At 62.0% G+C, this 26,393-nt stretch carries 32 protein-coding genes and 1 tRNA gene; 9 read left to right on the top strand and 24 right to left on the bottom strand.

Translation table 11 applies throughout. From position 1 onward, the window contains the following. Positions 1-4: 4 nt before the first annotated feature. The 6 genes from thrC to POS15_RS08355 form a co-directional block, all read right to left on the bottom strand. Positions 5-1,297 carry a threonine synthase gene (gene thrC / locus POS15_RS08330; RefSeq protein ID WP_019183012.1) on the bottom strand — a complete coding sequence of 431 codons (1,293 nt, stop codon included), beginning with the start codon at positions 1,295-1,297 and terminating at the stop codon, positions 5-7. 31 nt (positions 1,298-1,328) lie between these two features. Next, complete coding sequence (locus tag POS15_RS08335; RefSeq protein WP_026069748.1) at positions 1,329-2,243, bottom strand: homoserine kinase; 915 nt, start codon at positions 2,241-2,243, stop codon at positions 1,329-1,331. Between the two features lie 14 nt (positions 2,244-2,257). After that, positions 2,258-4,780: a bifunctional aspartate kinase/homoserine dehydrogenase I gene (gene thrA / locus POS15_RS08340; protein ID WP_284129431.1), complete on the bottom strand. Its 2,523-nt coding sequence runs from the start codon at positions 4,778-4,780 to the stop codon at positions 2,258-2,260. 89 nt (positions 4,781-4,869) lie between these two features. Beyond that, entirely contained in the window at positions 4,870-4,998 is a 129-nt protein-coding gene (locus POS15_RS08345; protein ID WP_019183015.1) for a hypothetical protein, read from the bottom strand. 129 nt (positions 4,999-5,127) lie between these two features. Continuing rightward, entirely contained in the window at positions 5,128-6,075 is a 948-nt protein-coding gene (locus POS15_RS08350; protein WP_284129432.1) for a DMT family transporter, read from the bottom strand. A gap of 66 nt (positions 6,076-6,141) precedes the next feature. Beyond that, on the bottom strand, positions 6,142-6,831 hold the full coding sequence (locus POS15_RS08355; RefSeq protein ID WP_284129433.1) for an AraC family transcriptional regulator: 690 nt from the start codon (positions 6,829-6,831) through the stop codon (positions 6,142-6,144). A gap of 90 nt (positions 6,832-6,921) precedes the next feature. Here POS15_RS08355 and POS15_RS08360 point away from each other — a divergent pair, with 90 nt between their 5' ends. Continuing rightward, a complete protein-coding gene (locus POS15_RS08360) occupies positions 6,922-7,410 on the top strand; it encodes a GNAT family N-acetyltransferase (protein ID WP_046272600.1) in 489 nt (162 codons plus the stop codon). A 57-nt stretch (positions 7,411-7,467) separates the two neighbouring features. On the opposite strand, the gene POS15_RS08365 is transcribed toward POS15_RS08360, so the two are convergent. The 10 genes from POS15_RS08365 to POS15_RS08410 all read right to left on the bottom strand — a co-directional run bounded on the left by POS15_RS08365 (position 7,468) and on the right by POS15_RS08410 (position 14,055). Beyond that, entirely contained in the window at positions 7,468-7,755 is a 288-nt protein-coding gene (locus POS15_RS08365) for a hypothetical protein (RefSeq protein ID WP_046272599.1), read from the bottom strand. Positions 7,756-7,955: 200 nt separating this feature from the next. Then, positions 7,956-8,405, bottom strand: coding sequence for a PA2169 family four-helix-bundle protein (locus POS15_RS08370; protein ID WP_019183020.1), 450 nt, complete (start codon positions 8,403-8,405; stop codon positions 7,956-7,958). A 169-nt stretch (positions 8,406-8,574) separates the two neighbouring features. After that, positions 8,575-8,844 (bottom strand): PQ-loop domain-containing transporter, encoded by a 270-nt coding sequence (locus POS15_RS08375; RefSeq protein WP_284129434.1) that lies wholly within the window; start codon positions 8,842-8,844, stop codon positions 8,575-8,577. After that, positions 8,844-9,560: a glycosyltransferase gene (locus tag POS15_RS08380; protein ID WP_046272597.1), complete on the bottom strand. Its 717-nt coding sequence runs from the start codon at positions 9,558-9,560 to the stop codon at positions 8,844-8,846. Before POS15_RS08380 ends, POS15_RS08375 begins: the two co-directional genes overlap by 1 nt. Continuing rightward, a complete protein-coding gene (locus POS15_RS08385) occupies positions 9,557-10,144 on the bottom strand; it encodes a class I SAM-dependent methyltransferase (RefSeq protein WP_046272596.1) in 588 nt (195 codons plus the stop codon). The genes POS15_RS08380 and POS15_RS08385 overlap by 4 nt, the downstream gene beginning before the upstream one ends. After that, positions 10,141-10,890: a PIG-L family deacetylase gene (locus tag POS15_RS08390; RefSeq protein WP_284129435.1), complete on the bottom strand. Its 750-nt coding sequence runs from the start codon at positions 10,888-10,890 to the stop codon at positions 10,141-10,143. The genes POS15_RS08385 and POS15_RS08390 overlap by 4 nt, the downstream gene beginning before the upstream one ends. Next, the gene (locus POS15_RS08395) at positions 10,887-11,879 is read right to left on the bottom strand and encodes an acyl-CoA dehydrogenase (protein ID WP_284129436.1); all 993 of its coding nucleotides are present in this window, start codon (positions 11,877-11,879) and stop codon (positions 10,887-10,889) included. The genes POS15_RS08390 and POS15_RS08395 overlap by 4 nt, the downstream gene beginning before the upstream one ends. Position 11,880: 1 nt before the next feature. After that, a complete protein-coding gene (locus POS15_RS08400; RefSeq protein WP_019183026.1) occupies positions 11,881-13,044 on the bottom strand; it encodes a zinc-dependent alcohol dehydrogenase in 1,164 nt (387 codons plus the stop codon). A 190-nt stretch (positions 13,045-13,234) separates the two neighbouring features. Next, positions 13,235-13,474 (bottom strand): hypothetical protein, encoded by a 240-nt coding sequence (locus POS15_RS08405; protein WP_284129437.1) that lies wholly within the window; start codon positions 13,472-13,474, stop codon positions 13,235-13,237. A gap of 92 nt (positions 13,475-13,566) precedes the next feature. After that, entirely contained in the window at positions 13,567-14,055 is a 489-nt protein-coding gene (locus tag POS15_RS08410) for a YetF domain-containing protein (protein ID WP_070473017.1), read from the bottom strand. 156 nt (positions 14,056-14,211) lie between these two features. On the opposite strand from POS15_RS08410, the gene POS15_RS08415 reads away from it, so the two are divergent. The 3 genes from POS15_RS08415 to POS15_RS08425 are packed head-to-tail and all read left to right on the top strand — an operon-like array spanning position 14,212 to position 15,281. After that, positions 14,212-14,583 (top strand): hypothetical protein, encoded by a 372-nt coding sequence (locus tag POS15_RS08415; RefSeq protein ID WP_284129678.1) that lies wholly within the window; start codon positions 14,212-14,214, stop codon positions 14,581-14,583. 16 nt (positions 14,584-14,599) lie between these two features. Next, positions 14,600-14,764 carry a hypothetical protein gene (locus POS15_RS08420; RefSeq protein ID WP_284129438.1) on the top strand — a complete coding sequence of 55 codons (165 nt, stop codon included), beginning with the start codon at positions 14,600-14,602 and terminating at the stop codon, positions 14,762-14,764. Positions 14,765-14,816: 52 nt separating this feature from the next. Continuing rightward, positions 14,817-15,281: a hypothetical protein gene (locus POS15_RS08425; protein WP_046272591.1), complete on the top strand. Its 465-nt coding sequence runs from the start codon at positions 14,817-14,819 to the stop codon at positions 15,279-15,281. A 269-nt stretch (positions 15,282-15,550) separates the two neighbouring features. Here the strand turns inward: POS15_RS08425 and POS15_RS08430 are convergent. Beyond that, positions 15,551-15,627 (bottom strand) — tRNA-Arg (locus tag POS15_RS08430). A 39-nt stretch (positions 15,628-15,666) separates the two neighbouring features. Here POS15_RS08430 and POS15_RS08435 point away from each other — a divergent pair. From POS15_RS08435 to POS15_RS08455, 5 genes are all read left to right on the top strand, one after another. Next, on the top strand, positions 15,667-17,076 hold the full coding sequence (locus POS15_RS08435; RefSeq protein ID WP_284129440.1) for a site-specific integrase: 1,410 nt from the start codon (positions 15,667-15,669) through the stop codon (positions 17,074-17,076). A 121-nt stretch (positions 17,077-17,197) separates the two neighbouring features. Continuing rightward, positions 17,198-18,091, top strand: a complete 894-nt coding sequence (locus POS15_RS08440) for a M15 family metallopeptidase (RefSeq protein ID WP_284129442.1) — start codon at positions 17,198-17,200, stop codon at positions 18,089-18,091. Positions 18,092-18,204: 113 nt separating this feature from the next. Beyond that, positions 18,205-18,831, top strand: a complete 627-nt coding sequence (locus tag POS15_RS08445) for a fimbria/pilus periplasmic chaperone (RefSeq protein ID WP_284129443.1) — start codon at positions 18,205-18,207, stop codon at positions 18,829-18,831. Continuing rightward, positions 18,831-20,645 carry a fimbria/pilus outer membrane usher protein gene (locus POS15_RS08450; protein ID WP_284129444.1) on the top strand — a complete coding sequence of 605 codons (1,815 nt, stop codon included), beginning with the start codon at positions 18,831-18,833 and terminating at the stop codon, positions 20,643-20,645. Before POS15_RS08445 ends, POS15_RS08450 begins: the two co-directional genes overlap by 1 nt. 41 nt (positions 20,646-20,686) lie before the next feature. Continuing rightward, a protein-coding gene (locus POS15_RS08455) for an IS3-like element ISStma9 family transposase (RefSeq protein ID WP_087944428.1) occupies positions 20,687-21,828 on the top strand; the annotation gives its coding sequence in 2 pieces (ribosomal slippage) (positions 20,687-20,924 and positions 20,924-21,828; 1,143 coding nt in all). A 249-nt stretch (positions 21,829-22,077) separates the two neighbouring features. Here POS15_RS08455 and POS15_RS08460 read toward each other — a convergent pair. The 7 genes from POS15_RS08460 to POS15_RS08490 form a co-directional block, all read right to left on the bottom strand. Continuing rightward, positions 22,078-23,219, bottom strand: a protein-coding gene (locus POS15_RS08460; protein ID WP_087944428.1) for an IS3-like element ISStma9 family transposase whose coding sequence is annotated in 2 segments (ribosomal slippage) — positions 22,078-22,982 and positions 22,982-23,219 — 1,143 coding nt in all. Because the reading frame shifts where the segments join, the coding sequence is not laid out codon by codon here. A gap of 41 nt (positions 23,220-23,260) precedes the next feature. Next, complete coding sequence (locus tag POS15_RS08465) at positions 23,261-23,590, bottom strand: hypothetical protein (protein ID WP_284129445.1); 330 nt, start codon at positions 23,588-23,590, stop codon at positions 23,261-23,263. Continuing rightward, positions 23,587-23,874, bottom strand: coding sequence for a hypothetical protein (locus POS15_RS08470; protein WP_284129446.1), 288 nt, complete (start codon positions 23,872-23,874; stop codon positions 23,587-23,589). The genes POS15_RS08465 and POS15_RS08470 overlap by 4 nt, the downstream gene beginning before the upstream one ends. 173 nt (positions 23,875-24,047) lie before the next feature. Beyond that, complete coding sequence (locus tag POS15_RS08475) at positions 24,048-24,563, bottom strand: hypothetical protein (protein ID WP_284129447.1); 516 nt, start codon at positions 24,561-24,563, stop codon at positions 24,048-24,050. 25 nt (positions 24,564-24,588) lie between these two features. Continuing rightward, positions 24,589-25,050: a hypothetical protein gene (locus POS15_RS08480; protein ID WP_284129448.1), complete on the bottom strand. Its 462-nt coding sequence runs from the start codon at positions 25,048-25,050 to the stop codon at positions 24,589-24,591. A gap of 71 nt (positions 25,051-25,121) precedes the next feature. Beyond that, on the bottom strand, positions 25,122-25,406 hold the full coding sequence (locus tag POS15_RS08485) for a hypothetical protein (protein WP_284129449.1): 285 nt from the start codon (positions 25,404-25,406) through the stop codon (positions 25,122-25,124). A gap of 33 nt (positions 25,407-25,439) precedes the next feature. Next, complete coding sequence (locus POS15_RS08490; RefSeq protein ID WP_284129450.1) at positions 25,440-26,258, bottom strand: abortive infection family protein; 819 nt, start codon at positions 26,256-26,258, stop codon at positions 25,440-25,442. Positions 26,259-26,393 lie beyond the last annotated feature (135 nt).

Genomic DNA, 26,393 nt, shown 5'->3' on the forward strand with positions numbered 1-26,393 from the left:
CGCCTCAGCCGCGCAGCAGCACCTCACGCAGCGCGCCATACGCCGGCGCGCATGCCTCGGCCCGCGCCGGCCGCTCCAGCAACGCGGCCAGGGCCGGCGGCACCGGCAACGGCCGGCCGATCAACGGCTCCACCACCGACTCGAACTTGGCAGGATGCGCGGTGGCCGCCACCGCCCAATGCCCCTGCACGCCGGCAGCACGCAGGTGCTCCAGGCGCGCCACCGCGGTCGCCGTATGCGGGCAGAACACCTCGCCATGCAGGTCATGGCGCCGCTTGATCACTTCACGGATCGCCGCATCATCCACGGCTTCGGCCGTGAACGCGCCCCGCAGGGCCACGTCATCTTCGTTGTACAACCACCGCAGCCGCTCGAAATTGCTGGGCGCGCCCACGTCCATCGCATTGGCGATGGTCGCGACGCTGGTCTGCGCCTGGTAGGCATCGCCCTGGAAATAGCGCGGCAACACATCGTTGGCATTGGTCGCCAGGGCGATCTGCCCCAGCGGCAGCCCCATCGTCCGCGCCAGGATGGCCGCCATCGCGTTGCCCAGGTTGCCGGTCGGAATCACCAGATTGAGCACATGGCCGGTCTGCGCCTGATGTAGCAGTGCGGCGTGTGCGTAGTAACTCATCTGCGGCAGCCAACGGCCCAGGCTGATGCTGTTGGCCGAGCTCAGCGGCACCGCGTCCTGCAGCTCACGATCGCCCAGCGCCTGCTTCACCATCGCCTGGCAATCATCGAAGGAACCGGCCACCCGCAGCGTGTGGATGTTGTCGCCGAAGCAGCCGAGCTGATGCGCCTGGCGCGGCGAGACGCGGCCATCCGGGTACAGCACCACCACGCGGATCCCCGGCTGCCGATGGAAGGCAGCGGCCACCGCCGCGCCGGTATCGCCCGAGGTCGCCACCACGATCGTCAGCGGGCGCTCGCGCCCCTGCTGCAACCGGGCAAGACAGGCCGCAAGGAAGCGCGCACCGAAATCCTTGAACGCCGCCGTGGGGCCATGGAACAGCTCCAGCACATGGTCATCGGCGGTTGCCAGCGCGCGCAGCGGCGCATCGAAATTGAAGGCCTGCGCGCAGAGTTCGGGCAGCACCGTTTCCAAGGCATCGTCCTGGAAGTACGGTGCAAGCACTGCGGCCGCGGTCTGCGCGAAGCTCGCCTGCGCTGACCAGCTCTGCAACTGCGGGCGGTGTTCGGGCACATACAGACCGCCATCCGGGGCAAGGCCTGCGGCAAGCGCCTGGCTGAGCGAGGTGGCGGGAGCAGCGTGACGCGTGGAGACAAACTTCATCGGAGATCCCAAAGTAGAAAGAGTGGAGGCGTCACAGCAGTCGGGCGGCAGGAGCATTCAAGGGCGACACCCAGCTTTGGCTGTCGAAGCCTGCCTCGGCGAACGCCCGCTGGACCGCGGCCTGCGCGGCGAGTGCGGCCTCGCGGTGTTCGAACCAGGCAAACACGCTTGGCCCCGCGCCGGAAATGCTGGCGCCCATCGCCCCGGCGGACAGCGCGGCATCGCGCGCCGCCGCAAACCCGGTGATCAGCCCGGCACGGCGTGGCTCCACCAGCACGTCGCGCAGGCCCGCCCGGACCAGCCCGGCATCGGACGTGTAGCAGCCACTGAGCACCAGTGCCAGGTTCGCGCTCTGCGCGACGAACTCGCTCAGCGCGTAGTGCCCTTGCAGTGCAGCGCGTGCGCGGCGGGTCTCCAGCACCGCATCCGGATGCACCAGCAGGCTGTGCCACGCCGCCGGGACCGGCACCGGCACCAGGCGGTCGGCCGTGCTCAGTACCAGCCCGCCCAGCAGCATCGGCCCGAGGTTATCGCCGTGGCGGCCGCCACTGGCCACCGCCTCGCCAGTCAACGCGAACGGATACAACGCTTCGCGCGACAACGGCTGCGGCAACAGCGCATTGGCGGCCACCAGCGCCGCCACGCAGGAGGCAGCCGAACCGCCCATGCCCGAGCCCAGGGCGATGCCCTTGTCGATCTCCACCTCAAAGCCGAAGGGCAGATCCAGGGCGGCGCACAGCGCGATCAGCGCAGCACCGGCAGTGTTGTCCTCGGCCACCAGCGGCAGGTCCACCGTGGTGCCGCGGATCGCGTGGATGCGAACCACGGGCTCGTCGATCCGGCGGACCGTGACCGTATCGCCAACGCCTTCGATCGCGTGGCCAAGAATATCGAACCCTACCCCCACGTTGCCGACCGAGGCCGGTGCGAACGCGCGTGCTTCAATGCTGCTGCCGTGACTCACAGGCGCGCTCCTTCGCCCACCGCCACGCGCAGCACATCGGCGAACACGCCCGCGGCGGTCACCTCCGGCCCGGCACCCGGACCCTGCACCACCAGCGGGTTATCGCAGTAGCGGCGCGTGGTGAACTGCACCACGTTGTCGGTCAGGCGCAGGTTGGCGAAGGCATGCGCCGCCGGCAGCGCGACGAGTCCTACTTCAGCGCCGTCGGGGGTCAGGCGTGCCACGTAACGCAGCACCGCACCCTCGGCCCTGGCGACGGCCAGCCGCTCGGCAAACACCGCATCGATCTGCGGCAGGCCGGCCATGAAATTCTCCACGCTGGCCTGGCGCAGCGCTTCGGGCACCAGGCTCTCCACGCGCACCTGCTCCAGGCTGAGTTCACGGCCCGCCTCACGCGCCAGGATCACCAGCTTGCGCGCGACATCCACGCCGGAGAGATCATCGCGCGGGTCCGGCTCGGTGTAGCCCATGCCACGCGCCTGGTTGACCAGATCGGAGAACGGCACCTGGCCGTCGTATTTGTTGAACAGCCACGCCAGCGTGCCGGAGAAGATGCCGTCGATCGCCAGCACCTCATCGCCGGTATCGACCAGGTCGCGCAGCGTGGTGATGACCGGCAGCCCTGCCCCCACCGTGGCCTCGTAACGGAAGCGCGCGCCACTGCCGGCGGCCGCCTCGCGGATTGCGTGATAGCGCTCCAGCGGACCGGCGCCGGCCTGTTTGTTCGGGGTGACCACGTGGATGCCCGCGGCCAGCCAGCCGGCATAGCGGTCGGCCACATCGGCGCTGCCACTGCAATCGATGATCAGCGCGTGCGGCAGGTGGGCAGAGAGCAGATGCTCGGTGAACGCCTCCAGGTCACTCGGCTGCGCTGGGCCGGACAGCGCCGCGCGCCAGTCGCCCTTCAAGCCCCGTTCGTCCAGCACCATGCGGCTGCGCGAGGCCACCGCACGCAGGCGCAGATCCACGTTGGCGCGGCCCAGCAGCTGCACCTGGGCGGCCTGCAGCTGATCCAGCAGGGCCGCCCCCACGTTGCCCGGGCCGATCACACCGACCGAGAACGTCTGCGGCGACAGCCAGAAGCCGGCATGCGCCGCACGCAGGGCCTTGGTCGCATGGCGGCTGTCCACCGCCACGGAGATGTTGCGCTCGGACGAGCCCTGCGCGATCGCCAGGATGTTCACCTGCGCGCGGCCCAGCGACTCGAACAGGCGCGCAGCCACGCCGGGCTGCCCGGCCATGCCGTCCCCCACCGCCGCCAGCACGCTTACGTTGTCGGTCAGCTGCACGCGCTGCACCTGGCCCAGGCTCAACTCATGCGCGAACGCCTGCAGCAGCGACTCACGCGCACGTACCGCCTCGGCCTGTTTCACCACGCAGCAGATCGAGTGCTCGGAAGACCCCTGCGAGATCATCACCACCGACACATGCGCATTGCGCAGCGCCGCGAATACCCGCTCGGCCGTGCCAGGCACGCCGATCAGGCCGGTGCCTTCCAGGTTGATGACCGCCAGGTCCGGGCTCAAGGTCAGGCCCTTGATCGGGCCGGAGGCGGTGCGCTCGGCGGTGATGCGCGTACCCGGATGGTCCGGGTGGAACGTGTTGCGGATGATGATCGGCAGGCCGCGCTCGATCGCCGGCGACATCGTCTGCGGGTGCACCACCTTGGCGCCGAAATAGGCCAGCTCGCAGGCTTCGTCGTAACTCAGCGCCTCCAGCTGGACCGCCTCGGGCACCACGCGCGGGTCGGCGGAGAGCACGCCGTCCACATCCGTCCAGATATGCAGCTCATCGGCATTGAACAAGGCGGCGAAGATCGCCCCGGAGTAGTCGCTGCCGTTGCGGCCCAGCGTGGTGATGCGGTCCTGGCGGTCGCGGGCGACAAAACCGGTGGCCACGATGCGCGATTGCGGGTGCTGCAGCCGCCATTGCGCAAGGCGTTCGGCGCTGCGCACCCAGTCCACGTCCACACCCAGTTCGCCGCGCTCGATCACCAGCACATCGCGCGCATCCAGCACGGCGCAGTCTTCGCCAAGCGTCTGCAGGTACTGGCCCAGCAGCTGCGCCGAGTACACCTCGCCCATCCCCTGCACCCGGTCCAGCACTTCGGTGGGCAGGCCACCGATCACCGCCAGCGCGCCCAGCACCTCGGCCAGCTGATCGAAACGCTGGTCCAGCCACTCCACCGTCGCGCCGGCGTGTTCGCCCAGCAACGCCACTGCGGCGCCACGGTGGCGCGCACGCAGCGCATGCCAATGCTCGCGCCAGGCCGAACCGTCTTCGGCCGCCAGCGTGGCCACGTCGATCAACGCATCGGTGACGCCCTTCATCGCCGACACCACGGTGACCTGCATCGCCTCGTCACGCGCCAGCAGCAGCTGCGCCACGTGACGATAGCGCTCGGCATCGGCGACCGAGGTGCCGCCGAACTTGTGGACGACGGTCGCCACCCCGGCACGCGAGGCGACGGAGACGGCAGGCTGGGCGGAGGGTGGAGCGGAAGCGGCGACAGAAGACATGCTGACCTCGATGCGAGGCCCCGCGGCATATCAGGCTTGAGAGTTTCCCCCGCCACCTGATCTGGGTGCGGGGCCGTGGTTTTCGGAAATTACGCGAAGACGACGGGCCGCACCGGGCGAGTGGTGGCGGTGGTAATGATGGTGGTACCGGTCGACACGGTCTGCCCGCCCGCGGAGGCGGGAAGGAGCAGCTGGATGTGGGCGGCGGTGATGACCATGGGCCAAGAAAACTACGCTGCCGCCCTGCTTGTCAAGTGCTGCGCTGCAAAAGATCGCGCCACGTAAACCGCCGCGATCGTCGGCCAAACAGTTGCGATTGTGACCATCCAGATACAGCAAGGGCTGCCCTATCCCACATGCTCGGCCACTGCGGCAGGCGGACGATGCGCATGCGCGCACATCATCACGCCGGTGATCAGGCAGACGATGGCCACGGTTTCCATCAGGGTCGGCCAGCGCTGCTGCCAGGCAAACCCGTACAGCAGCGCGAACAGCGTTTCAAACACGATCATCTGGCCGGTCAGGGTCAGCGGCAGGTGGCGGCTGGCACGGTTCCAGCAGGCGTTGCCGAGCACCGAAGCGACCACCGCCACGCCCGCACTGATCAGCCAGAAGTTCAGCCACGCGCCGGGCGCATGCACCGTGGTGCTGGTCAGGAAGGCGCTGGGCACCAGCACCAGGGCGAGGCCGCCGGTGGTGATGCCGGTCAGCAGCGACCAATCGTGCCCGGACAGGTCCGGCCGGCGCGCCAGCCAGCGGCTGTTGCCGATCGAGTACACCGCCCAGGACAGCAGCGCGCCGATCGCGCACAGCAGGCCCAGCAGGCGGCGCCCGGCAGAGCCCTGTGCATGCTCGGCCATCAAGGCCTCATAGCCCACCAACGCCACGCCAAGCAGGCACAGCAGCAGCGCCGGCGCCAACCGCCGCAGTGGCACGGCGCCCTCCTCGCGCACGCCGGCGAGGGTCACCACCACCGGGATCAACCCCACGATCAGTGATGCGGCCGCGCCGCCGGCCCACTGCACAGCGTTGGCCAGCAGCAGGAAGTACACCAGGTTGCCGGCCAGGCTCAGCCACAGCAGGCCGCGCCACTCGGGCCAGGCCAGCCGATCCTTGAGCTGCCGCCAACGCGGTGCCAGCAGCACCACGGCAATCAGGCCGTACACCAGGTAGCGGCCGGCCGAGAGCTGCACCGCATTGAAGCTGTGCAGCATCGCCGGGGCCAGGAACACCACGCCCCACAGCGCGCCGGCGGCGATGCCGTTGGCGATGCCCACTCCCATCGATCGATTCATTACGGCTCACGCATGTGCATTGGCCGCGCAGTGTAGAAGCCGCGCCCGGCGGCGTCTTGACCCAGGCTACTGCCGCCGGAAGGCCTGCGGGGTCAGCCCGGTCTCCCGCCGCAGGGCGCGGGTCAGCGCGCTGTGCTCGGAGTAGCCGGCATCGAGCGCGATCGTGGCGATGCTGTCGGCACTGGTCAGCAAGCGGTGCTTGGCCCAGCGCAGCCGGCAGGCACTGAGCCAGGCGTGCGGCGGCACGCCGAACTCCTGCACGAACGCTGCATGCAGGCGACTGGCACTGATGCCGACCAGCGCGGCCATGCGGGCCACGTTCCAGTCCGCGCCCGGGTTGGCGGACAAGCGGGTGCACAAGGCATGCAGACGCGCCGCACTGCCGGCGGGGGCGTACTGCTGCAGCAGTGTGGCCAGCAGCGCATCGCTGCCCTGCGGCGGCGTGCCGGACAACCCCTGCCGCAATCGCTTCGGCAGGGCCAGCCAGCGCTGCCGGCGCAGATGTTCCAGGGTGTCATCATCGATCAGCCCCGCCGGGCAATCCACGATCAGCATCAGATGCTCGCCATCACCGGTCTGCGCATGCCCCTCGCCGGGCGCCACGAAGGCCCCCTGCAGCACATCCAGCCGGCCGCCGAAGGCGTCGACTTCAAAATCCAGATCACCGCGCAGCGGCAGCACCCATTGCGCAAAGTCATGCCGGTCCACATCGCTGGACGTTCCGTAACACCGCAGGTGGCAGGCGCTGGCAAGCATGGCGATAGTCTGCGCGCAGGGCGAAGGGCGCTGCAAGCCACCGCATCCGCGTACCATGGCGGCCGACCCGTACAACATGGAGCGTTCACCGTGGCCTGCAGCATCGTTCCCCTCAGTGACCGCCCCGACCTGCTACCCGTGCTGGCCCAGTGGTATTTCCAGGAGTGGGGAAGCCACGTACCGGGCCTGACCCTGCTCGATGAACAGCAGCGGCTGGAAGTCTTCCTTCAGGACGACGAGTTGCCCCTGCTGCTGATCGCCCTGGACGACGGGGTTCCGGTCGCCGCGGCGCAGCTCAAGTTCCATGAACGTACCGAACGCCCCGAACGCCTGCACTGGCTGGGGGGCGTCTACGTGCATCCGGCGCACCGCGGGCGCGGCCTCGCCGAGAAGGTCATCAGGGAATTGCTGGCACGCGGCCGTGCGCTCGGGGTACGAGATGTCTACCTGCAGACCGAAGCCGATGATGGCGGGCTGTATCGCCGCTTGGGCTGGGCACCGCTGGAATCGCTGCAGCATGCCGCCGGCATGCCGGTCCGGATCATGGTGCGCAGCGCCGCCGCCGACCGCATCGACTGAACGCGCGGCCGCGGCAGCCCGGTGGGGTAGTGAATCAATGCGTGGCCGATGAACGCGTCAGCGGAAGCGCACCGGCTGCGGCGCCGGACGGTCGGCCAGCGAGCCGAGCGTGAACGTGTACCCGGCCTCCTCCAGCAGCTTGCGCATGCGCAGCTCGGCACGCTTTGGGTAGGCGAGCGAGGTGGGGGCATGCAGCGCGTAGGAGGTCGATTTCCCGGGCAGCGTTTCGCGGGTCACCGAAGACTGATTGGTCTCGCACGCGTTGGCCCACAGGTCCATCAGCACCTTCGGGCCGATGGATTGATTGTTGCTGAGACGAAGCGTCAGCCAACGCATGTGTTCCATGACAAATCCAAGCGGCTCTTTGTCCCGAGTATGCACCAATTCCCCTGCTACCGTTCGGGGCCGTCCGGTGCGCTGGCGGCCACCGGCGGTGTCGGGCAAAAACGAACAGCCCCGGCAGGGCCGGGGCTGTTCGGGTACCGCTTCAGGAAGCGGGCCACTGGCGACCATGGGGCATCGCCAGCGCACCGCCTGTCTGAAACTCAGTGCTTCATGGCGTGCTTGCGGTCGCGCATCACGGCATGGCATTCCTGCACCTGCGGCAGCAGGCGCTGGACTTCCTGGCGCGCGGCCGGCGAGGTGTCGGCGTCGGTCAGGGTGTCCTTGAACGCCTTCAGCAGGCGATCTTCGGACTCTTCCAGCTCGGCCACGTAGCCGTACTGCTTGTCGCCCAGGGTGGCGCGCACCTTGCCGTAGAACTGCTGCATGGAACCGACGAAGGTGCCATGGTCGGCCGGCTTGCCGCCGGCGGCGACAACGGTGGCGCTCAGCGAGCGGACGATCTCATTCTTGACACCGGCGATACGGGTGAAGAGCGCCGCCAACTCGGCATCTTCGACCTTGCCTGCGGCCTCGGTGTAGAACTCCTGGCCATCGCGGGCGATTTCGATCAGGTCGTTCAAGTTATGCGCGGTCTTCGATTCGGTATTCACTGCGATGTACTCCTGTTGGTCCGGTTTGACCCGTGTGTTGTTGTCGGGGTGAGTCGACTTTTCCGCATTGGCCATGAAGTCGGCGTGACACTGAAATGCGAGTGTTCAGCGAGCTCAACGCACTGCGCGATGAATGTGCACGGCGCGTCGTCGAGGCGCGAAATGCGTGTTACTTCCCTGCCAGCCTGCGCTTGATCCAGGACAGACATTGCCCGGCAATGGCGGTGAGCAGAATCAGGGAATTGGTCACAACGAAGACGACCGATCCGGTTGCCGCGCTGTAGGCGATGAACAACACCGAGGCCGTGATCTGACCGACGAACAACCACGTCGATACCGCTTCGGGATCGTCAGCCGTCCACTGCTTCCAGATCTGCCGCCACAACGTGGCGATCAGCACGGCCGTCGCCGCCCAGCCGAGCAGGTCAATGGTTTCCATCAACGCGCCAGCAACGACAGCGGCGCCGCGTCGCCCACAACCACCTCGTCCGTCGCCAAGCCAACACGCTGTTCCAGCCGACGCAGGAACTCGCTGAAACCATGCGGTGCACGGGCGTGCCGACGTGCGCTGGTCATCACCCGCGGGCTGGCCAGGCGCGCCACCTGCATGCCGGCACCATGCATGGCCTGGATCAGCGCGACGTCCTCGCCGGTCGTCAGCGGCGCAAAACCGCCGCATTGCCGATACGCCACCGCGCTGAAGCCCATGTTCGCGCCGTGGACGTGCGGATGCCCGTCCACCGCATGCTCGCCCTGCAGGAACTGCTCGCGCACGGCCTGCGGATAGTCCAGCCAGTCACCCACGGCCACCACGCCACAGAACGCGCTCGCACCGCATTGCAGCTGGCGTGCAAGCCAGTCCGGCGGGACCACGCTGTCGGCATCGGTGCAGCCGATCCAGCGGGCGCCCAAGGCCAGGGCGCGCTCGCTCGCCGCCGCGCGCGCGACGCCGACACAGCCGGCATCCACCGTGATCACCTCTACTCCGAAGCGCTCGCAGATCCACCCGGTGGCGTCGCTGCAACGATCCAGCGCCACCACGATCACCACCTGCTCGTCGCGCAGGGCAGGATGCAGCGCAGCCACCTTGAGCGACTGCAGGCAGGCTGCGATCAATTGTTCTTCGTTGTGCGCAGGAAGGGTCACCGCGATCATCGCAGGCCCTCCCGCTCCGCCACCGAGGTGGTATCGGCCGACCAGCCTTCCAGCAGCATGTCCTCGTCACGATAGGAAAACAGCCGTGGCAGGCCGTCATCCAGCTGGGCATGCACGAAGCTGGCGCTGCAGCGTGCCTGCTCGAACGGCACACGCCAATGACAGGCGATCACCACGCCCTGCGGCGTGAGTGACCGCACCACCTGCGCGGCCGTTTGCTGCATGTCCTCCGGAGACAGGTAGTAACCCATCTCACCAAGCACAATCAGATCGAAGCGCCCCGCTGGCCAGTCCTGTGGATGACGCGCCTGCTCGATGCTGACATGCGCATGGCGCCGCGTCATCGCGCGCGCGGCCAGGACCGCGCCGTCGCTCAGGTCGGTCGCGAGCAGTTGATCGCAGCGCTCGGCCAGGGCGGCGGTAAGCACTCCGTTGGAACAGCCCAGCTCCCAGCCACGGGCGAAGCGCTCCCGCGGCAGGCTGGCCAGGGTGAGCGCGCGCTTGCGCTGCTCATACCAGCGGGTGCGGTACTGGAAGGGATCGTCCTTCTCGTACAGCGCGTTGAAGTAGGCGATATCACTCATCCGATCAGTACCTCGTAGTTCCGTTCGAAGCGCTGCAGCACGGCGGCCGGCAGGATGGGGTCGCAGTCCAGCCCCTCCACCGCGCCGGTCTGGGTCACGAATTGCTGGATGGCGTCGCGCTTGCGGTCCAGCAGGGCGTCATCCAGCGCAACACGCGTGGCCGACGCCCAGGCCGTCGGCGCCGCCTGCGGGTCCAGCCAGTGCCAGCCCCACACGGGATATTCCTTCAGGTCGGCACCGCGCTCACTGCATGCCTGGAGGCACGCACGCGCCACGGCTTCGTGGTCCGGATGGCCATCGAACCGCCACGGCGCCAGCACCAGATCGTCCCGCTGCAGCACGGCCGCCAACTGCGCGGCGATCCACGCCTCATTGGCCGTTACCTCGCCATCGCCGATGTGCCAGGAGATACGCTCTGCGCCTGACAAGCCAAGGCAATGGAGCGCGTCATCCAGCTCTGCCGCACGGGCGATTCGCAACCGCTCGGGCGACCATGCCGGTTGGTCGGGATAGCAGGCCTCGCCATCGGTGACCGAGACCACCATGACCCGCAGCCCGGACTGGTGTGCCAGCGCCATCAGGCCGCCGCAGGCGAGCACTTCATCGTCCGGGTGCGGGGACACCACCACCAGGCGCTGCGCATCGCCGAACAGCGCCGCCGAGGATGCACCCGGCAGCGTCTGCAGCCAGGGCGATGCCGCCCATTGGGCTTCGGTGACGCCCCCGCCTTCAATCTGTCGATTCACAGCGTCCACGTGCGGCCCTCGCGATGCATCAGGTTGCCGAGGTGCTGCCAATCGCGGTCGGCGTGGCTCTGGCGGATGAACACCGTCAGGTCGGCCCAGCGCCGGGCGTGTGCCGGGTCCATGCACATCGGCCCTGGCCCCAGCGCCCTGCCTACACGGTCCAGAGTCAGCGAGGCAGCCCGCTCCACCGCGCTGCGTGCCCGCACGATCTCGCTCTGATGCGGCAGCCCGGGTTGTGCATCGATCAACGCGGCCAGCTCGCGCAGCAGCGACGCACAGGGCGAGAGCGCCAGATCGATTTCGCCGAGCAGGCCGGATGCCGTACCCGGCTCATCGGCCCGTGCGCTGTGCAGCAACGGCTCGGCCAGTGCACTGGCGCCACCGAACCAGCACGCCGCGATGCCTGCGCCGCCGTGCCAGAAACCCGGTCGCTGCAGATAGCCATCCGCCGCCCCGACCTCCACGGCCGGCACCTGGTCAAAGCGCGCCGTGCCACTGGGAACGCGCCCCATGCCCGTGGCCTGCCACGTCTGTGGCAGGAAGCTCACATTGGCGCGGCGCACGGGCACCAGGAACAGACGCGAGCGACCGTCATCGCGCACCGTCACAAGGGCATGGTCGACCCAGCCGGCGCCGGAGCACCACGGCTTGTCACCGGACAGCGTGCCGCTGGCCCGATCAAAGCGCAGGGTGGCCGCCGGTCCTTCGGCCGCCCACACGGCGCCCAACCGATCCCGGTCCGGGGCGGTTGCGCCCAGTTCTTCCAGGATCGCCTGCGCGTCATAGTGCGCTTCAAGCACTTTGGCCAGACATAGATCGCGGGCGGCGATATGCGCCAGCGCCTGCCAGCGCACCAACGTACCGCCGCTGCCGGGACGCGGCAGCGACGGCTGGTGCTCGATCCACGCGCGGGCCTGGGCCTGCAGGTCATCGCCATCGGTCACCGGTTGCGGAGACCCCGGCGGCACAAGAGAAGCCACGGCATTCATATCAGGGCGTCAGGATCACCTTGCGGCAATCCTCCTCTTTGCGGTCGAAGATCTCATAGCCACGCACGGCGTCTTCGAGCGACAGGCGGTGGGTCACGATCACGCCCGGATCCAGGCGGCCCTCGCCGATATGGTCGAGCAATTCGGGCATCAACTTCTGCACATGGGTCTGGCCCATCTTGAAGGTGAGGCCCTTGTCGAACGCATCGCCGAGCAGGAAGCCGTGAATGAAGCCGGCATACACACCCGGGATACTCACCGTGCCACCGCGACGCGTCGCCGCGATGCACTGACGGATCGCCACACCGCTGCTGCCTTCCACCTTGAGGGTGGTCAGTGCCGATTCCAGCGCACTGCCCTCGGCTTCAAAGCCGACCGCCTCGATCGTGGCATCCACGCCGCGGCCATTGGTCTGGGTGATGATGTACTCCGCCGGGTCCTCGACCTGGGTGAAGTCGATGGGGGTCACGCCGTAGGTCTGCTGCGCGAAGGCCAGGCGATACGGCAGATGGTCGACCATGAAGATCGTTTCCGCCCCCAGCAGGCGGCAGCACGCCGCACTCATCAGCCCGACCGGGCCCGCACCGAAGATCGCGACCGTGGAACCGGGCTTCACCCCGGCGTTGATGGCGGCCTGGTAGCCGGTCGGCAGGATGTCGGAGAGGAACAGCACCTGCTCATCGGCGAGCGCATCCGGAATGCGCAGCGGACCGACATTGGCCTTGGGCACACGCACGAACTCCGCCTGCCCGCCCGACACGCCGCCATACAGATGGCTGTAGCCAAACAGCGCCGCCGGGGGGCGGATGCCCTTCTGGTTCACCGCCGCGCCCTTGCCGGTGTTGGTCGTCTCGCAGGCCGCGAACTCGGCGAGACGGCAATGGAAGCACTCACCACAGGCGATCACGAACGGGATCACCACGCGATCGCCCGGGCGCAGATCCATCACCCCGGCGCCCACCTCCTCCACCACGCCCATGAACTCATGACCCAACACGTCGCCGGTATGCAGATCCGGGATCTTGCCGCGGTACAGATGCAGATCCGAGCCGCAGATCGCCGTGGCGGTCACGCGCAGGATGATGTCGTCGGGGGCGGCCAGCGCCGGATCCGGCACGGTATCGACCCGTACATCCTTGCTGCCGTGGTAAGTCAGTGCGCGCATAGCAAACTCCGTTGTCCAAGTACCTCTGTGGTACGTGGTACGGCGTGGCAGCGTCGTGACCGCCCCGTGTGCGGCGTGTCTAGCTGGGCAGAGGCGCCTCGCCGCAGGTCCGGCACGCATGGCGCGCGCCAGTGCGTGAGGACTGAATCATTCATTCTGCTGCGGCGGCGGGCGCCGCTCGCGCTGGTCGTTACTCCGCCGGCGGCGCCGACGGTGTTTCCCGATCAGGCGGCAACTCCTGCGGCGGCGAGGCAGGCGCGGGATCACCCTCCGGTGGAATTTCCTGCGGCGGCTCCTGGGCGGGCGGATCGCCACGGCCGGGCGCTTCCACCGGCGGCGTGGGTGGCATCGGGTCCGGCGTGGGGTCCGGCACCTGGGCGATCACGCTCTCGAGTGAAGAGGTGGATCCACTGCGTACTGTCGTGTCCATCGCGTATGTTCCTTCTGAAGGGCTGAGCTCGACGCTACGCGGCGCGCCGTCAACATCCAGCGACGGCGCCGCTGCCGAGCGAACGCCTCGGCTCAGTCATCGCCTTCGGAACGGCGCTTGTTCACCGTGATCTCGCCGGAGGTTTCCAGCACCGCCAGGTCCACCTGCCCGAAGCCCTCGCAGCCGTTGGCGCGCATCGCCACCTCCAGATCGGCCGGGCTGACATTGCAGCGTTTCACCTGGTCCCAGTAGATCGTGCCGTGCCGCGCCAGCACCACCGGGACCCCTTCCACGATCTCGTTGAGGCGCTTGCTGCGCGCGCCCAGAAAGCCGACGAACCAGTTCAGCCCGATCAGGGTGGCAGCCAGGATGAGCCCGCCGGGCAGCGAGGTGTCCTCACCGATCAACGAGTTCTGCACGGCCGTGCCCAGCAGCACGATCACCAGGATGTCGAACGGGGTGGATTGCCCCATTGAGCGCTTGCCGCTCATGCGGGTCAGCAACAGCACCACCACGTACACCGCAACCGCGCGGACGACGAACTCCCACCATTCCATTCCCAGCTCGAACATCGCATGCATGGCAGCAGCCTCCGTGTGGCGAGGTCTGGACGATAGGAACTCCCGGGTGAAGCCCATGGGAGCACCCGCCCTTCACAGGACACCTGCCGCTGCGTAACAGCGGCAGGGCTAGCGTCGGGGCATCACCGCCCTACCCGTTTGCGCAGGAGATATGCCATGCAGCACGACAAAACCCCGCCCGCCTCCACCGAAGACGCCCATGCCACCCACAACTGCCCTCCAGCGGACGGCAAGGTCGACAAGCAGCGCACCTCGGAGAACCACGACGAAGCGCTCGAAGAGACCTTCCCTGCGAGCGATCCGATCTCCCCGTTCGTCGCGGCCAAGCCGCCGAAGGATGACAAGGACGAAAAAGATCCGGATGCCGACCGCCTGAAGGCCGAGAACGACGGCTACAACCAGCACGGCCACGGCAAGGGCGGCAAAGCCGGTGAAGGTGAGCCGGACGGCGTGCGCGAGGACGATGGGATCACCCAGCCGAATTTCGGCCAGGGTGGGACGTCGGGCAAGCAGACGCTGGATCACTGATCAACGAGGACATGTCATGAACACGACACCGCGAGCCCCGGCCACGAAAGAAGACGACCAGCAGAAGAGCCACACGCCGGACAAGTTGAGGAACGATGACGCCCGGTGGAAGGACAAGGACATGCCGGAGGCGGAGCATGGGGCCAAGCCTGAGGATTATGAGCGGCCCGGGAAGGTGTAAATGCACCATTTGCTCAGCTACCATTCGCTCCCTAATTCAAGGAGGAATGGGTATGAAGAAGTGCGCACTGTTGGCTGCGATGGTGTTGACGGTTGCGGGGTGCGGCCCGACGGATCACGAAAAGCAGATCGCACGGGTGGAAGCTGGGCTCAAGGAGCACCTCAAGGACCCCGACTCCGCCAAGATCGTCGTCACGGACGTCTTCCCGATGTTCGACGGAGAGGTTGCCTGTGGGACCGTGAACTCCAAGAACAGTTTCGGTGGTTACACGGGGGAGATGACGTTCATCCTTCCGATGGCCGCGAACGGCACGATGTGGAGCCCAAGCATCGCCGACAGCGAACTGCTTTCGTCAATGCTTCCGGATGACTGCGCCTTCATGAAGGCGTACGCCCAGCGGCCAGGCATGGTCGGCGTACCGGCCGGATTGGAGCAGCTGACGGCATTCTCGAAGGAATACAAGGCGTTTGCTGCCAAGAGTGTGAGCGAGGCATTGGAAAAGCAGCGCCGGGAATGATCATCAGGATCAAGGGGCGCACTCATGACCGGGGCGCTCTTTCGATCACACCCTTGCTCACCTGAAGGGCCCGGGATCCGGTAGCTCCGCAGGGGCCATGAGCTGGGGCGCGGATACGCTACGACTGTGGTTGGTGACCCCGGCCCGATTCGAACGGGCGACCTTCCCCTTAGGAGGGAAAACCACGTTATCCTCAAACCTAAGCCCTGCAAGGCTTTAGGCGTGAAAGGTGGCAACGCTGTGGCACTCTTGTGGCGAGTGCCCTAAATTGGTGACCCCGGCTGGGTTCGAACCAGCAACCTCGTCTTTAGGAGAGACGCGCGCTATCCAATTGTGCCACGGGGCCTTGCAGCAGTTGCCCGTTAAGGATACAGGGGTTGGACTCGTGAGCAAAGAGAAGAAGGTCGTCAAGAAGGGCAGAATCAAGTCGTTTTCCGGTGCCCTGCCCTCAGGGATCAAGCCCTCCCAGGCCGTGAGCCTTGCGGCTGGCGTGACGTTGCGGACCGATGGCCAACTGCGGTGGGAGGCCCGGATCAGGCGGTCCCTGGACGGCCAGGCCCTCAAATTCCCACTCAAACGCTACCCAGTCGATCCCAAGGCCAAGGTCGGGACCGAGCACCATATCGATACGGCAAGGCTCATGGCCGAAGCCTACGTGAGCCGTGAACACGCCTCCCTCGAGCTCCGGCAGACCCCTTTCGCCAACACGGCCGACGCCTGGACGTTTGGAGACCTCCTGCGGCGCTATGTGGATGAGATCGATTCGGGTGTGATCAAACACTCTTCTGTGAAGACTGACCGGTCGAACATCATGTTGTTTTTGGGCACCGGCAAGGGCTTGGGGCTGCATAAAACAGGCATGCCGCTCCTTACCAGCAAGCTCGCCAAGGACCTCACGAGTGACGATTTCCTGGGCAAGCACCCAACCTCTTTCGTCAATCTCTACGTAAAAGTCCTGAAAGACGGGTCCGTTCGCGAAATTGTGCCGGGAAGCAAGAAGCGCGCCTTGACCACAATCCAAACGATCTTTAAGCATGCCTATGACGCCTGGAAGATCGATATCCGCTCACCCATTGCCACACTCAAATCCCTGAATCAAGACGATTCACGATCCAGGACCCTCACAGAAGACGAGTGGAACTCGATCATTGATCGCTTGGAAAAAGGACGAACAGATCCGGCAACCATTGATGTCATCCGTTTCGCCCGCTTTACTGCGGCTCGACGCTCTGAGTGCATTAAGCTTGATTGGTCAGACATCAACTTTAAAAACAAGACCGCACGACTGCGCGGAACAAAGGCCAATGATGGCAAATATGTTGAACGGACAATTCCGCTCAACAAAGATGCACTGAGCCTTTTGGAAGAGCGGCATAAGTCGTCATCAGAAAAAAGAGGTCCGGTCTTCGTATCACGTCGCGGCAAAAGGTCTCGGCCAGACACGATAACCCAGGCTTGGGACCGGGCACGTTCGGACGTCGCAACTAGCCAAGACAACCCCGACATCTTGACCGCGCGAATTCACGATCTTCGTCATACCCGCATCACCGAACTTGGCCACTATCTCAACCCAGCAGAAGCGGCGAAGATCTCTGGGCACAAAGACTTGAAAATGTTCATGCGCTACTTCAATCCCGATCCCGTAGAACTCGGGAAGAAGATCGATGAGCTCGAAAGCCGGGGAGATGTTGAGACCAGCATCCAGGAAGTGGTTCGATCCCTGCTTCTTTTGAGCAGTGAAGATATGACTGCCGCTATCTCTCTCGCCTTCAATGCACGCATGAAAAGCAAATAAGTTCGAAGTTACACCAGCTCTTAAAGCCGCCAGCCAATGGCGGCCTTTTTACGCCTGAATCCTTGACATCGCGCGGCCTCGGCTTATTTGTGATTAACACTCAAATAAAACCGGAGATCCAATGCGCAAACTGCTTTTAAGCTTACTCATACTCCTCGCACCATCTACCGTTCTTGCTACCCAACAAAGCTATCTGGAACAGCTCACGTCATCTAAATTCCTAATGAGCCCGAGCACTGCCCAGGTTCGAATTTTTGATCAGGGTTCAAGTGGCATCATCTTCGGATCCTCGTCTCCACTGTTCTACGGAGAAATCGTATCCGATAGCAACTCGAACCAAGCCGAAAAACTGAAGCCTACCAAGAAGCCACGCGGACGTATCTATCGCTTTTTCCACCCAGCTCAAGAACGGGTCTGGAAAGGCGTCCATCCTGATCTCAGAGAAAAGATCGAAGCCATTCAAGAGGTCATGACAGATGAAGGCTTTGATCTAAGACCAGTTGAAGGATATCGAAGCCCTGAACGTCAAACCGCCCTACTCGCCTCTGCATCGGGCGTCACCAGTGTTGGAGCCTGGTCAAGCTGCCACAACTATGGCTTAGCCCTGGATGCCGCCATCTATGTCAATGGAAAGCCGAGCTGGAATTTGGGCGATCCGCACGTCATCGCAGGCTATGAGCGGTTCGGCGAGCTGGCTGAAATTCTTGGCTTGAATTGGGGCGGCCGGTGGACTTCACCCAAAGACTACCCCCATGTTGAAATGAAAACTGAGTGTGGTCAGTCTAAGTGGGCGAGACGACATGGGCAGACCCCACCCAAATTGGTGGCGAGCGCTGGCGAACCATCATCTCTAATTCTTGAACGAGCACTGGTTTCAACTTGGTGCCCGGTAGGATTGGAAGCAACCTGCATCGCTATGGGTAGGGATCGGTTTCTTTCCTGGGGCTGGACTGTTCAGAGCCAAAACAGAGCGTGCACAGCACGATCCAACCTCTACATCTACGCTCTTTCCTAATTGAACTTTTGAACATAGAGCCGCACATTGTTGCGGCTTTTTTTATTTCACACAGCTTGACAATCCTTGGACCCGGGTTATTTGTGAAGAACACTCAAAAATTCGGAGATCCAATGAAATATCTACTGTTAAGCGCGGCATTAACGCTATGTCCATTTGCGTCAAATGCAATGCAAGTTTCGCCCCTGGCCCAAACCATCAACCCGAGCAGGAACAATGGCTCATTGACTATCGTCAACACGTCAAATGAAAAGAAAGAATATCAACTCCAAGCATTTAAATGGACCTTAGTTGACGGAACGCAGATCCGCACACCAATTGATGCGATCCGTTTCGCTCCGAGCTCCTTCTATCTCGAAGCAGGCAAATCTCAAGTGGTCCGCTTCATCAACACCGAGACGTCCAGCAGTGAGCTTGCTTATCGCGTCGTCGTGAAAGAAAAGAACGTCAAGAAGCTGGAGACGACTGGGGTTGAACCCGTCTTCAACATGAACTTCCCTATTTTTTGGCGTGCATCTGATCGAGCCACGGTCACCGCAAAGGCTTCCGGTTCAACCATTGTTCTTCGCAACGCAAGCCCGATAACCGCCCAGATCGCGAACCTCAACTATGGCAGCTATCGTCGTGATGGCTTGGTTGGCTACTTGCTTCCAGGCGAAGAAATGATCATTTCCAAGGGCAACGCGACATCGGTCAAGGCTTTGATCAATGGCGTCGCTACTGAGCTAGTGATTGAGTAATGGCCTGGCGCGCCTTTGCGCTAGCCCCTCTTCTTTGGTGTTCGAATTCATATGGTGCTGAGAGCATCTATGCCATTGCGATCAACGGCAAAACCGTCGATGAGGCACTTCTAGCAACAACAACGGATGACGGCGATTTGCTCGTCCCATCCGCAAAGCTCAAAAGCTACGGCTTGATCGGGGACTTCGCCTCTATCCAGAGCATGAAAGCACTCGGTGTCGGGGTGGAAGTGAACGGTGAGAAGCAGCTCGTCGCTCTCACCGTGCCTGGCAAATATTTCAAGCCTCAGGTCGTGGGATCAGCGGACGCGCTTGTAGAGGCAGACCCCGCACCGAAGGGCATCTTGATCAACCAAGATCTCGCCGTCATCCGCTCATCCAGAGGCGACTGGGCAGCATCTTGGGGCTATGACATGCGAACAGGTCTCGCAGGTGGTGTGCTGATCAACACGGGGCAACTGAACGTTCAACCGGGTGGTTCTACCAACACACGGGGACTCACGACATGGACCAAGGACTACATCATGAAGGGACTCTCGGTGGAGATCGGGGATGTCTTTACGCCTACGCTAGGCATCACGTCCACGTCGAATTTGCTGGGCTTCAAAGTCGGCACGGAGCGCGAGCTTAGGGGCGATCTCTACCCCGTCCCAGTCATCGCCGGCATCGCGGATAGCCGGACAACTGCGGAGATCTATCTCAACAATGAGAGGCAACGCCAGCTCAACCTCGACCAAGGGCCCTACTCCATCGAACAGGGATCGATGCTCAATGGCTTGAACTCGTCGTCTGTCGTCCTGAGAGACCAGTTTGGACGCGAACAGATCATCCAGAGTGACTTCTATTTTACCAACCGTGCCCTGCGCCCCGGGGCATCAGAATGGGCTGTGACTGGCGGCCTGAGCCGCTTCGGATCCATTGGTAACGACTACCGAGATCTTGCGCTCGCGGGCTTCTACCGCAGAGGCGTCAGCTCATTCCTTACGCTTGGATCGTCTGCGCAGCTGATGGGGAGGAACGCGAACCTAGGCTTGGATGCAACCATCGTCCTGGGCACGGCCGGCGCTCTCAATCTAAGCAGCTTGGCAAGCCAATCAGATGGGCAAAGCTCACTGTCATATTCTGCTGGTTACAGCTATCAGACTCGCAACTGGTCCATCAACGCTCAGACCCAGAAACGCTCAACGGACAGCTGGCAGCTCAGTGATCAATGGCGCGGCGGATCTGTCATCACCAGAAGCAACTTGGCGAGCCTCTCATACACCCATCGCCCATTCCAGGTTGGATTGTCCTGGTCTTCGAACACCTATTCCACAGGGGCTCAGAACGAGCGCCTGAGCCTCACCGGACGCTACTCAGGTGCCAAGAGCACGTTGAGCGTCCAGCTCTATCGAGACCGCGATGAGAGCGGCTTCTATGTGTTCTACACCCGGCCATTTGGCAACCGACAGCGAGCGAGCATGTCGTTCAGCGATGACCACAGAAGCGTGGCGTTCAATGGCCGAGCTGGAAAGATCAATTATGGATTGGGGACGTCTGACACGGGCTCTTACGCCAATGCCGGGCTCGACACCCGCGCAGGACGCTTACAAGCACAGTCCACTATGCGCGAAGGTCAAACGAGCCTGTCAGGCCGGTATGAAGGCTCAGTCTGGCTGGGCGAAGGTGGCGCACTTATCGGTCGCACTCTCAATCGCTCCTTTGCTCTCGTCGAAGTTGCTGATACATCAGACGCGAAGCTCAACGCCAACGGATCAAGCCAGGTCACGAATAAGCGGGGTTACACCCTCTTTGAATCGCCCAGGGTTCCGTAGACACCTCGCAGCCATAAACTATGGCTTAGGCGGAGGTGGTTATGAGCACGAAGCGGTACACCGATGAGTTCAAGATCGAGGCGGTCCGACAGATCGTTGAGTACGGCCGTCCGGTAGCGGAGGTTGCCGAGCGACTGGGCGTGTCGATCCATAGTCTTTACGGCTGGAAGCGGCAACAAGGCAAAGGCGATGTTGGCCGGCGTGTCGAGCAGGACCAGAACGCGGAAGTGCGCCGCCTCAAGGCTGAGCTACGCAGGGTCACTGAAGAGCGAGACATCCTAAAAAAAGCCGCCGCGTACTTTGCAAAGGGGTAAGAGCAAAGTACGCCTTCATGAAGCAACACGCAGATGAGTTCGGCCTCGCGGCGATGTGTCGGATGCTTGGCGTCCATCGCAGTGGCTACTACGCCTGGCTAAAAGAGCCGGCAAGCGCTCGCGACAAGGACGATCAGCGGTTGCTCGGCCTAATCAAGCACAGCTGGCTGGAAAGCGGCTCTGTGTATGGCCACCGCAAAGTGACCACAGATCTGCGCGAGCTTGGCGAGACGTGTAGTCGTCATCGCGTGGCACGCTTGATGAAGAGCGAGGGGCTGCGGGCAATGGTCGGCTACGGTCGGCGACCACGCCCATTGAGCGGCCCTGTTGGATCAGTCGCCAAGAACGTTCTGGCTCGCGGCTTCAAAGTCAGTGAGCCAAATCGCGCGTGGGTCACGGACATCACCTACATCCGCACGTACGACGGCTTCCTGTACTTGGCGGTAGTGCTTGATCTGTTTTCGCGTCAGGTCGTTGGATGGGCAACCCGACCAACTCAACATACGGACCTGGTTTTGCAGGCGCTATTGGCTGCAGTGTGGCGGCGCAAGCCAAGCCCCGGGCTTCTGCTTCACTCCGACCAGGGAACCCAGTTCACCAGCGAAGACTGGCAGAGCTTCCTGCGCGAGCACGACATCGTGTGCAGCATGAGTCGACGAGGAAACTGCCATGACAACGCAGCGATGGAGAGCTTCTTCCAGCTACTGAAGCGGGAGCGTATTAAGCGGAGGATCTACAGCAATCACGACGAGGCACGGGCCGACGTCTTCCAGTACATCGAGATGTTCTACAACCCAAAACGGCGGCACAGTTCCAACGACGGGCTGTCCCCGGTAGAGTTCGAGAAGCAGTACGCACTAAACGGCTGACGACTGTCTAGAAAACCCTGGGCGATTCAGGACAGCGCTTTCGCTGTCTTGGAAGCTCGCCTTTTATCTCTCCAACCCAGCTGACTCTCAATTCTTTACGTCACCGAACCCCGTCAGCTTCTCGCATCGAGAGAGTTCAGCAAGATCAGAATTTTCGTAGAGCATTTTCAAGTGACGATCCGAAATTGATCGATAATTGTATGCGCGCTCAAACATCGCTTGAATCGCCCAGGGTTTTCTAGACAGTCGTCAGCCGTTTAGTGCGTACTGCTTCTCGAACTCTACCGGGGACAGCCCGTCGTTGGAACTGTGCCGCCGTTTTGGGTTGTAGAACATCTCGATGTACTGGAAGACGTCGGCCCGTGCCTCGTCGTGATTGCTGTAGATCCTCCGCTTAATACGCTCCCGCTTCAGTAGCTGGAAGAAGCTCTCCATCGCTGCGTTGTCATGGCAGTTTCCTCGTCGACTCATGCTGCACACGATGTCGTGCTCGCGCAGGAAGCTCTGCCAGTCTTCGCTGGTGAACTGGGTTCCCTGGTCGGAGTGAAGCAGAAGCCCGGGGCTTGGCTTGCGCCGCCACACTGCAGCCAATAGCGCCTGCAAAACCAGGTCCGTATGTTGAGTTGGTCGGGTTGCCCATCCAACGACCTGACGCGAAAACAGATCAAGCACTACCGCCAAGTACAGGAAGCCGTCGTACGTGCGGATGTAGGTGATGTCCGTGACCCACGCGCGATTTGGCTCACTGACTTTGAAGCCGCGAGCCAGAACGTTCTTGGCGACTGATCCAACAGGGCCGCTCAATGGGCGTGGTCGCCGACCGTAGCCGACCATTGCCCGCAGCCCCTCGCTCTTCATCAAGCGTGCCACGCGATGACGACTACACGTCTCGCCAAGCTCGCGCAGATCTGTGGTCACTTTGCGGTGGCCATACACAGAGCCGCTTTCCAGCCAGCTGTGCTTGATTAGGCCGAGCAACCGCTGATCGTCCTTGTCGCGAGCGCTTGCCGGCTCTTTTAGCCAGGCGTAGTAGCCACTGCGATGGACGCCAAGCATCCGACACATCGCCGCGAGGCCGAACTCATCTGCGTGTTGCTTCATGAAGGCGTACTTTGCTCTTACCCCTTTGCAAAGTACGCGGCGGCTTTTTTTAGGATGTCTCGCTCTTCAGTGACCCTGCGTAGCTCAGCCTTGAGGCGGCGCACTTCCGCGTTCTGGTCCTGCTCGACACGCCGGCCAACATCGCCTTTGCCTTGTTGCCGCTTCCAGCCGTAAAGACTATGGATCGACACGCCCAGTCGCTCGGCAACCTCCGCTACCGGACGGCCGTACTCAACGATCTGTCGGACCGCCTCGATCTTGAACTCATCGGTGTACCGCTTCGTGCTCATAACCACCTCCGCCTAAGCCATAGTTTATGGCTGCGAGGTGTCTACGGAACCCTGGGCGATTCAGCTCGACTATTGCGCGAGAGCAAATACGCCCCGTGTCCAACGAGCAACCCTCTGTTTTTAGCAATACGCACAATTCGATTGCTGGATCTTTTTCCGTAACAACAAGTGATATGAAGAGCTTGAGCAAGGATATCTGCGGAGATCATCTGTTCGTCAAAGAAACATTCAAACAGGTTCTTCTTTGAATAGATCGCTGCAAACCCAAGGATTTCGGCCCTCGCCGACTCATCTTCTTCTTCCAACCAAAACTCGATAAATTCACTGCAGCGACATGCATCTTCAAGCACACTCTCAAAATAATAACTCATTGAGCATCCTCCGCGACATCCAAGAGGATCCCACACGCGGAGAGGTGGACTTCAACACGAATTGAGTGCCCAAAAAAATTAAACCCGATGATGACATTTACAATTTGTCGAGTGCGGAACACCCCCACGCAAATCGCCCATTCAGCATGACGCAGGATTTCGCAATAAACATCCTCGATTTCAATATCCAGCGGGAGGAAACGCTGAATGAGGCCTGCCAAATCGTAGTGCATCAGGACGCTAAAATCTTCGGACTGCAACTCAGTCAAATCAATAAAACTCATTTTTGTCTCCGACACTTAGCGGGCTGCTAAGCTTCGAAAACAAATATATGCATTGCATTAAAAAACCTCCACGTGCACACTGTCCCTTTCCATAAATGCTTGTTCAGCATCGGCACCCGGCATAAAAAAGCCCCGCGAAAGCGAGGCTATCAGTCAGCTGGACGGCTGAAAAACTACTGTGGCTGCAAATTTCTCGCAGAGATTTGATCTATCCACGTTGCTTGGGCAATACCAGCCACAGCTTCAATCGCACAATCGACATAGCGAACACTGATGTGCTCTGTCCCCCGCTTCTCCAATGTGACCAACCCAAACGGTCCATCCACTCCGAACAGCTGGAAGTCGCCCTGCACTACCGAGCACGCCTGACAATGGTTGGCAAGGTAGCGCGCGCCCGATCCCTTCGTCGTTGACATCAGCATCCAGGGTGCAGCTGACGAGATGTGTTGCGCGGCCGGGAGATTGATCGTCTCTACAAATCTCAGAACGGCTGCGTCTGCGACGGACAGCTCTTCGCCGTCATCGAAGCGCTCAACGAAGCTTGGCACCCACAAAGCGCTGACCGGCACCACGGCTGCGCATGTCCAGCACTCGTGCCTGGATGTCAGCACTGCAAAAACGGGGCTTAGGATGACCGAGCTTGGCTCCGTGGATTTTTCCAAGTCTTCCTGGTGCGATAGCTTGATCATCTCACTACCTCGCGAGGAATCGACTTCACAAAAGTTCTCTCACTTCCCACTGAATAAAGATATCAGTGCTGCTTATATCCAAGATTTTCACGAGCAGTGCCATGGTAGCGTTAGCTTTAGCAATAATTGCGATTTCCCCCACCCCGAGCCTCGCGTAGTGCGAAGGATCCTGGTAGAACAACGGATCAGGGATATCTCCAAACGTTGTGATGTTCGGCGCCAAGCGCACTGAGTCGTTATCTGAAATGAGATCAATGCGATCGAGTGGCATCGAGAGAGGACTGACACGAAAGCTGATTTTCCTGTGATCGTCCTTTGAAAATTGAACCTCAAACTTCTTACCATTCTTGACCGAACGAATGCGGCGCTTCCCATCGCCAATCGCCTTGCTAAAGTCGTCAAAGGGAAAGGTCACAGCCTCAATGCTCTGTCGCATTGCGAGAGGGAAAACCTCAATATTCAATCCTCCATCGCGAAGAGAGTTCATCCCATTTGCGTAAATACGGCCATTTGGGTCTAGAACACCGATACTGACCGTCGATATCCCGGATTCTAAAATCAACTCACAGCAAGATTTTTGTCTTGTTTGACGTTAATCTCAACACAGGGTTCGAGTGTTGTATGGAGCTTAGCGCCGTTGAGTTGATCTGCACTCAGCTTCTCAATGGCAACTCGTTCGGCATGGACACCGGCCACCTCCCCACGGAACCCCGTTGACAGCACCACTCCACCTTTGGATATGACCGCGCCAATCTTTGGATATCCAGGGCACTTCGACATCTCCTGCATAGCTCGATCAAGGAGCTCGCTTTCAGTTAGGCTTTCCAGAGTTCCAATCGTCATTGAACTAGCATCTTCTCTTTGATGGAGTAACTACTACTTTCCGCCCTTTTTGCGCTCTTTCCACGTCTCTACCACAAAAAGGCAAAGGGAATGGGCGGAATGGACGACAAGGCGCGCGTGCCTGGGAGCAACTTTGTAAGTGCGTTTGTGCTGACCGTGAGCACTGCCCGCGTGTGTTCGGTAGGCTCCCAGACCATCGATGATCGAGCTGAGTCCAGACAGCACACGCTTCAAATCATCGTCTTCCAGCTGTTCCGGGGACAACTTCAAGTGCTTCGCAACGACAACCCAAAGCGGCTTAACCGTCTGAGTCGTGGGTAGGTCCAGGCGCTCAGTGGCGATGTAGTGTTTACAAAGAGCTTCAACGATAGCGCATGCTGCCGTCACAGCAGCAGCCGGATCACTATCGATGAACCTAACCGCTCGCTCAAATTCCTCTTCCACTTCTGCAACTGAGAAGTCCTTCAAAGCCTCGCCGAACGCCTTACTTGGAGCTGTGACAGAGTGAGCGCCCAGGATGCGGCCACCAAGTCCATAGGACAGTTGATAGCGAGCAAGAATTTCGTTGATTCGCTTGCGAGCTGTGAGCTCTTTGTCGGGGTCCCAGGTCGAGACCTCACCATCCATCAGCGTTTCAATGAGCTTGCCAAGGATCGTGAAGGCCTTAGAGACATCCTCCTTCCCTTCTCTCACAAGCCAATTTTGAACCTTGTCAACGCAATTTCCCTCAGGAACATCGCCAGAAGCGCCTGCTTCGTAGAGCATCGTCTCCAAGCGTCGGTGGCTGTAGTAGTAGGAGCCAACGACATCACCAATGGTGGCAGCCAACGGCTTGGGGAACTCTTTCAGCATGGCTTGGTCCGGTCAGTAAGGAGTTGGCATGGCCGACAATGCAGCCTGTCCGTAGAGCATAAATGCAGCGCCGAGCGCATAGATCAGCCATCCATATGCTGGGCGCACAAATGCGACAAGAATCAACCCGAAGAT

This window comes from Stenotrophomonas sp. BIO128-Bstrain, from assembly GCF_030128875.1.
Classification (GTDB): domain Bacteria; phylum Pseudomonadota; class Gammaproteobacteria; order Xanthomonadales; family Xanthomonadaceae; genus Stenotrophomonas; species Stenotrophomonas bentonitica_A.

Coding starts and splice junctions, on each gene's coding strand:
- thrC (WP_019183012.1), bottom strand. CDS start 1,297: ATGAAGTTTGTCTCCACGCGTCACGCTGCTCCCGCCACCTCGCTCAGC.
- thrA (WP_284129431.1), bottom strand. CDS start 4,780: ATGTCTTCTGTCGCCGCTTCCGCTCCACCCTCCGCCCAGCCTGCCGTC.
- POS15_RS08345 (WP_019183015.1), bottom strand. CDS start 4,998: ATGGTCATCACCGCCGCCCACATCCAGCTGCTCCTTCCCGCCTCCGCG.
- POS15_RS08350 (WP_284129432.1), bottom strand. CDS start 6,075: ATGAATCGATCGATGGGAGTGGGCATCGCCAACGGCATCGCCGCCGGC.
- POS15_RS08355 (WP_284129433.1), bottom strand. CDS start 6,831: ATGCTTGCCAGCGCCTGCCACCTGCGGTGTTACGGAACGTCCAGCGAT.
- POS15_RS08365 (WP_046272599.1), bottom strand. CDS start 7,755: ATGGAACACATGCGTTGGCTGACGCTTCGTCTCAGCAACAATCAATCC.
- POS15_RS08375 (WP_284129434.1), bottom strand. CDS start 8,844: ATGGAAACCATTGACCTGCTCGGCTGGGCGGCGACGGCCGTGCTGATC.
- POS15_RS08380 (WP_046272597.1), bottom strand. CDS start 9,560: ATGATCGCGGTGACCCTTCCTGCGCACAACGAAGAACAATTGATCGCA.
- POS15_RS08385 (WP_046272596.1), bottom strand. CDS start 10,144: ATGAGTGATATCGCCTACTTCAACGCGCTGTACGAGAAGGACGATCCC.
- POS15_RS08395 (WP_284129436.1), bottom strand. CDS start 11,879: ATGAATGCCGTGGCTTCTCTTGTGCCGCCGGGGTCTCCGCAACCGGTG.
- POS15_RS08400 (WP_019183026.1), bottom strand. CDS start 13,044: ATGCGCGCACTGACTTACCACGGCAGCAAGGATGTACGGGTCGATACC.
- POS15_RS08405 (WP_284129437.1), bottom strand. CDS start 13,474: ATGGACACGACAGTACGCAGTGGATCCACCTCTTCACTCGAGAGCGTG.
- POS15_RS08410 (WP_070473017.1), bottom strand. CDS start 14,055: ATGCATGCGATGTTCGAGCTGGGAATGGAATGGTGGGAGTTCGTCGTC.
- POS15_RS08415 (WP_284129678.1), top strand. CDS start 14,212: ATGCAGCACGACAAAACCCCGCCCGCCTCCACCGAAGACGCCCATGCC.
- POS15_RS08420 (WP_284129438.1), top strand. CDS start 14,600: ATGAACACGACACCGCGAGCCCCGGCCACGAAAGAAGACGACCAGCAG.
- POS15_RS08425 (WP_046272591.1), top strand. CDS start 14,817: ATGAAGAAGTGCGCACTGTTGGCTGCGATGGTGTTGACGGTTGCGGGG.
- POS15_RS08440 (WP_284129442.1), top strand. CDS start 17,198: ATGCGCAAACTGCTTTTAAGCTTACTCATACTCCTCGCACCATCTACC.
- POS15_RS08445 (WP_284129443.1), top strand. CDS start 18,205: ATGAAATATCTACTGTTAAGCGCGGCATTAACGCTATGTCCATTTGCG.
- POS15_RS08450 (WP_284129444.1), top strand. CDS start 18,831: ATGGCCTGGCGCGCCTTTGCGCTAGCCCCTCTTCTTTGGTGTTCGAAT.
- POS15_RS08465 (WP_284129445.1), bottom strand. CDS start 23,590: ATGAGTTATTATTTTGAGAGTGTGCTTGAAGATGCATGTCGCTGCAGT.
- POS15_RS08470 (WP_284129446.1), bottom strand. CDS start 23,874: ATGAGTTTTATTGATTTGACTGAGTTGCAGTCCGAAGATTTTAGCGTC.
- POS15_RS08475 (WP_284129447.1), bottom strand. CDS start 24,563: ATGATCAAGCTATCGCACCAGGAAGACTTGGAAAAATCCACGGAGCCA.
- POS15_RS08480 (WP_284129448.1), bottom strand. CDS start 25,050: ATGAACTCTCTTCGCGATGGAGGATTGAATATTGAGGTTTTCCCTCTC.
- POS15_RS08485 (WP_284129449.1), bottom strand. CDS start 25,406: ATGACGATTGGAACTCTGGAAAGCCTAACTGAAAGCGAGCTCCTTGAT.
- POS15_RS08490 (WP_284129450.1), bottom strand. CDS start 26,258: ATGCTGAAAGAGTTCCCCAAGCCGTTGGCTGCCACCATTGGTGATGTC.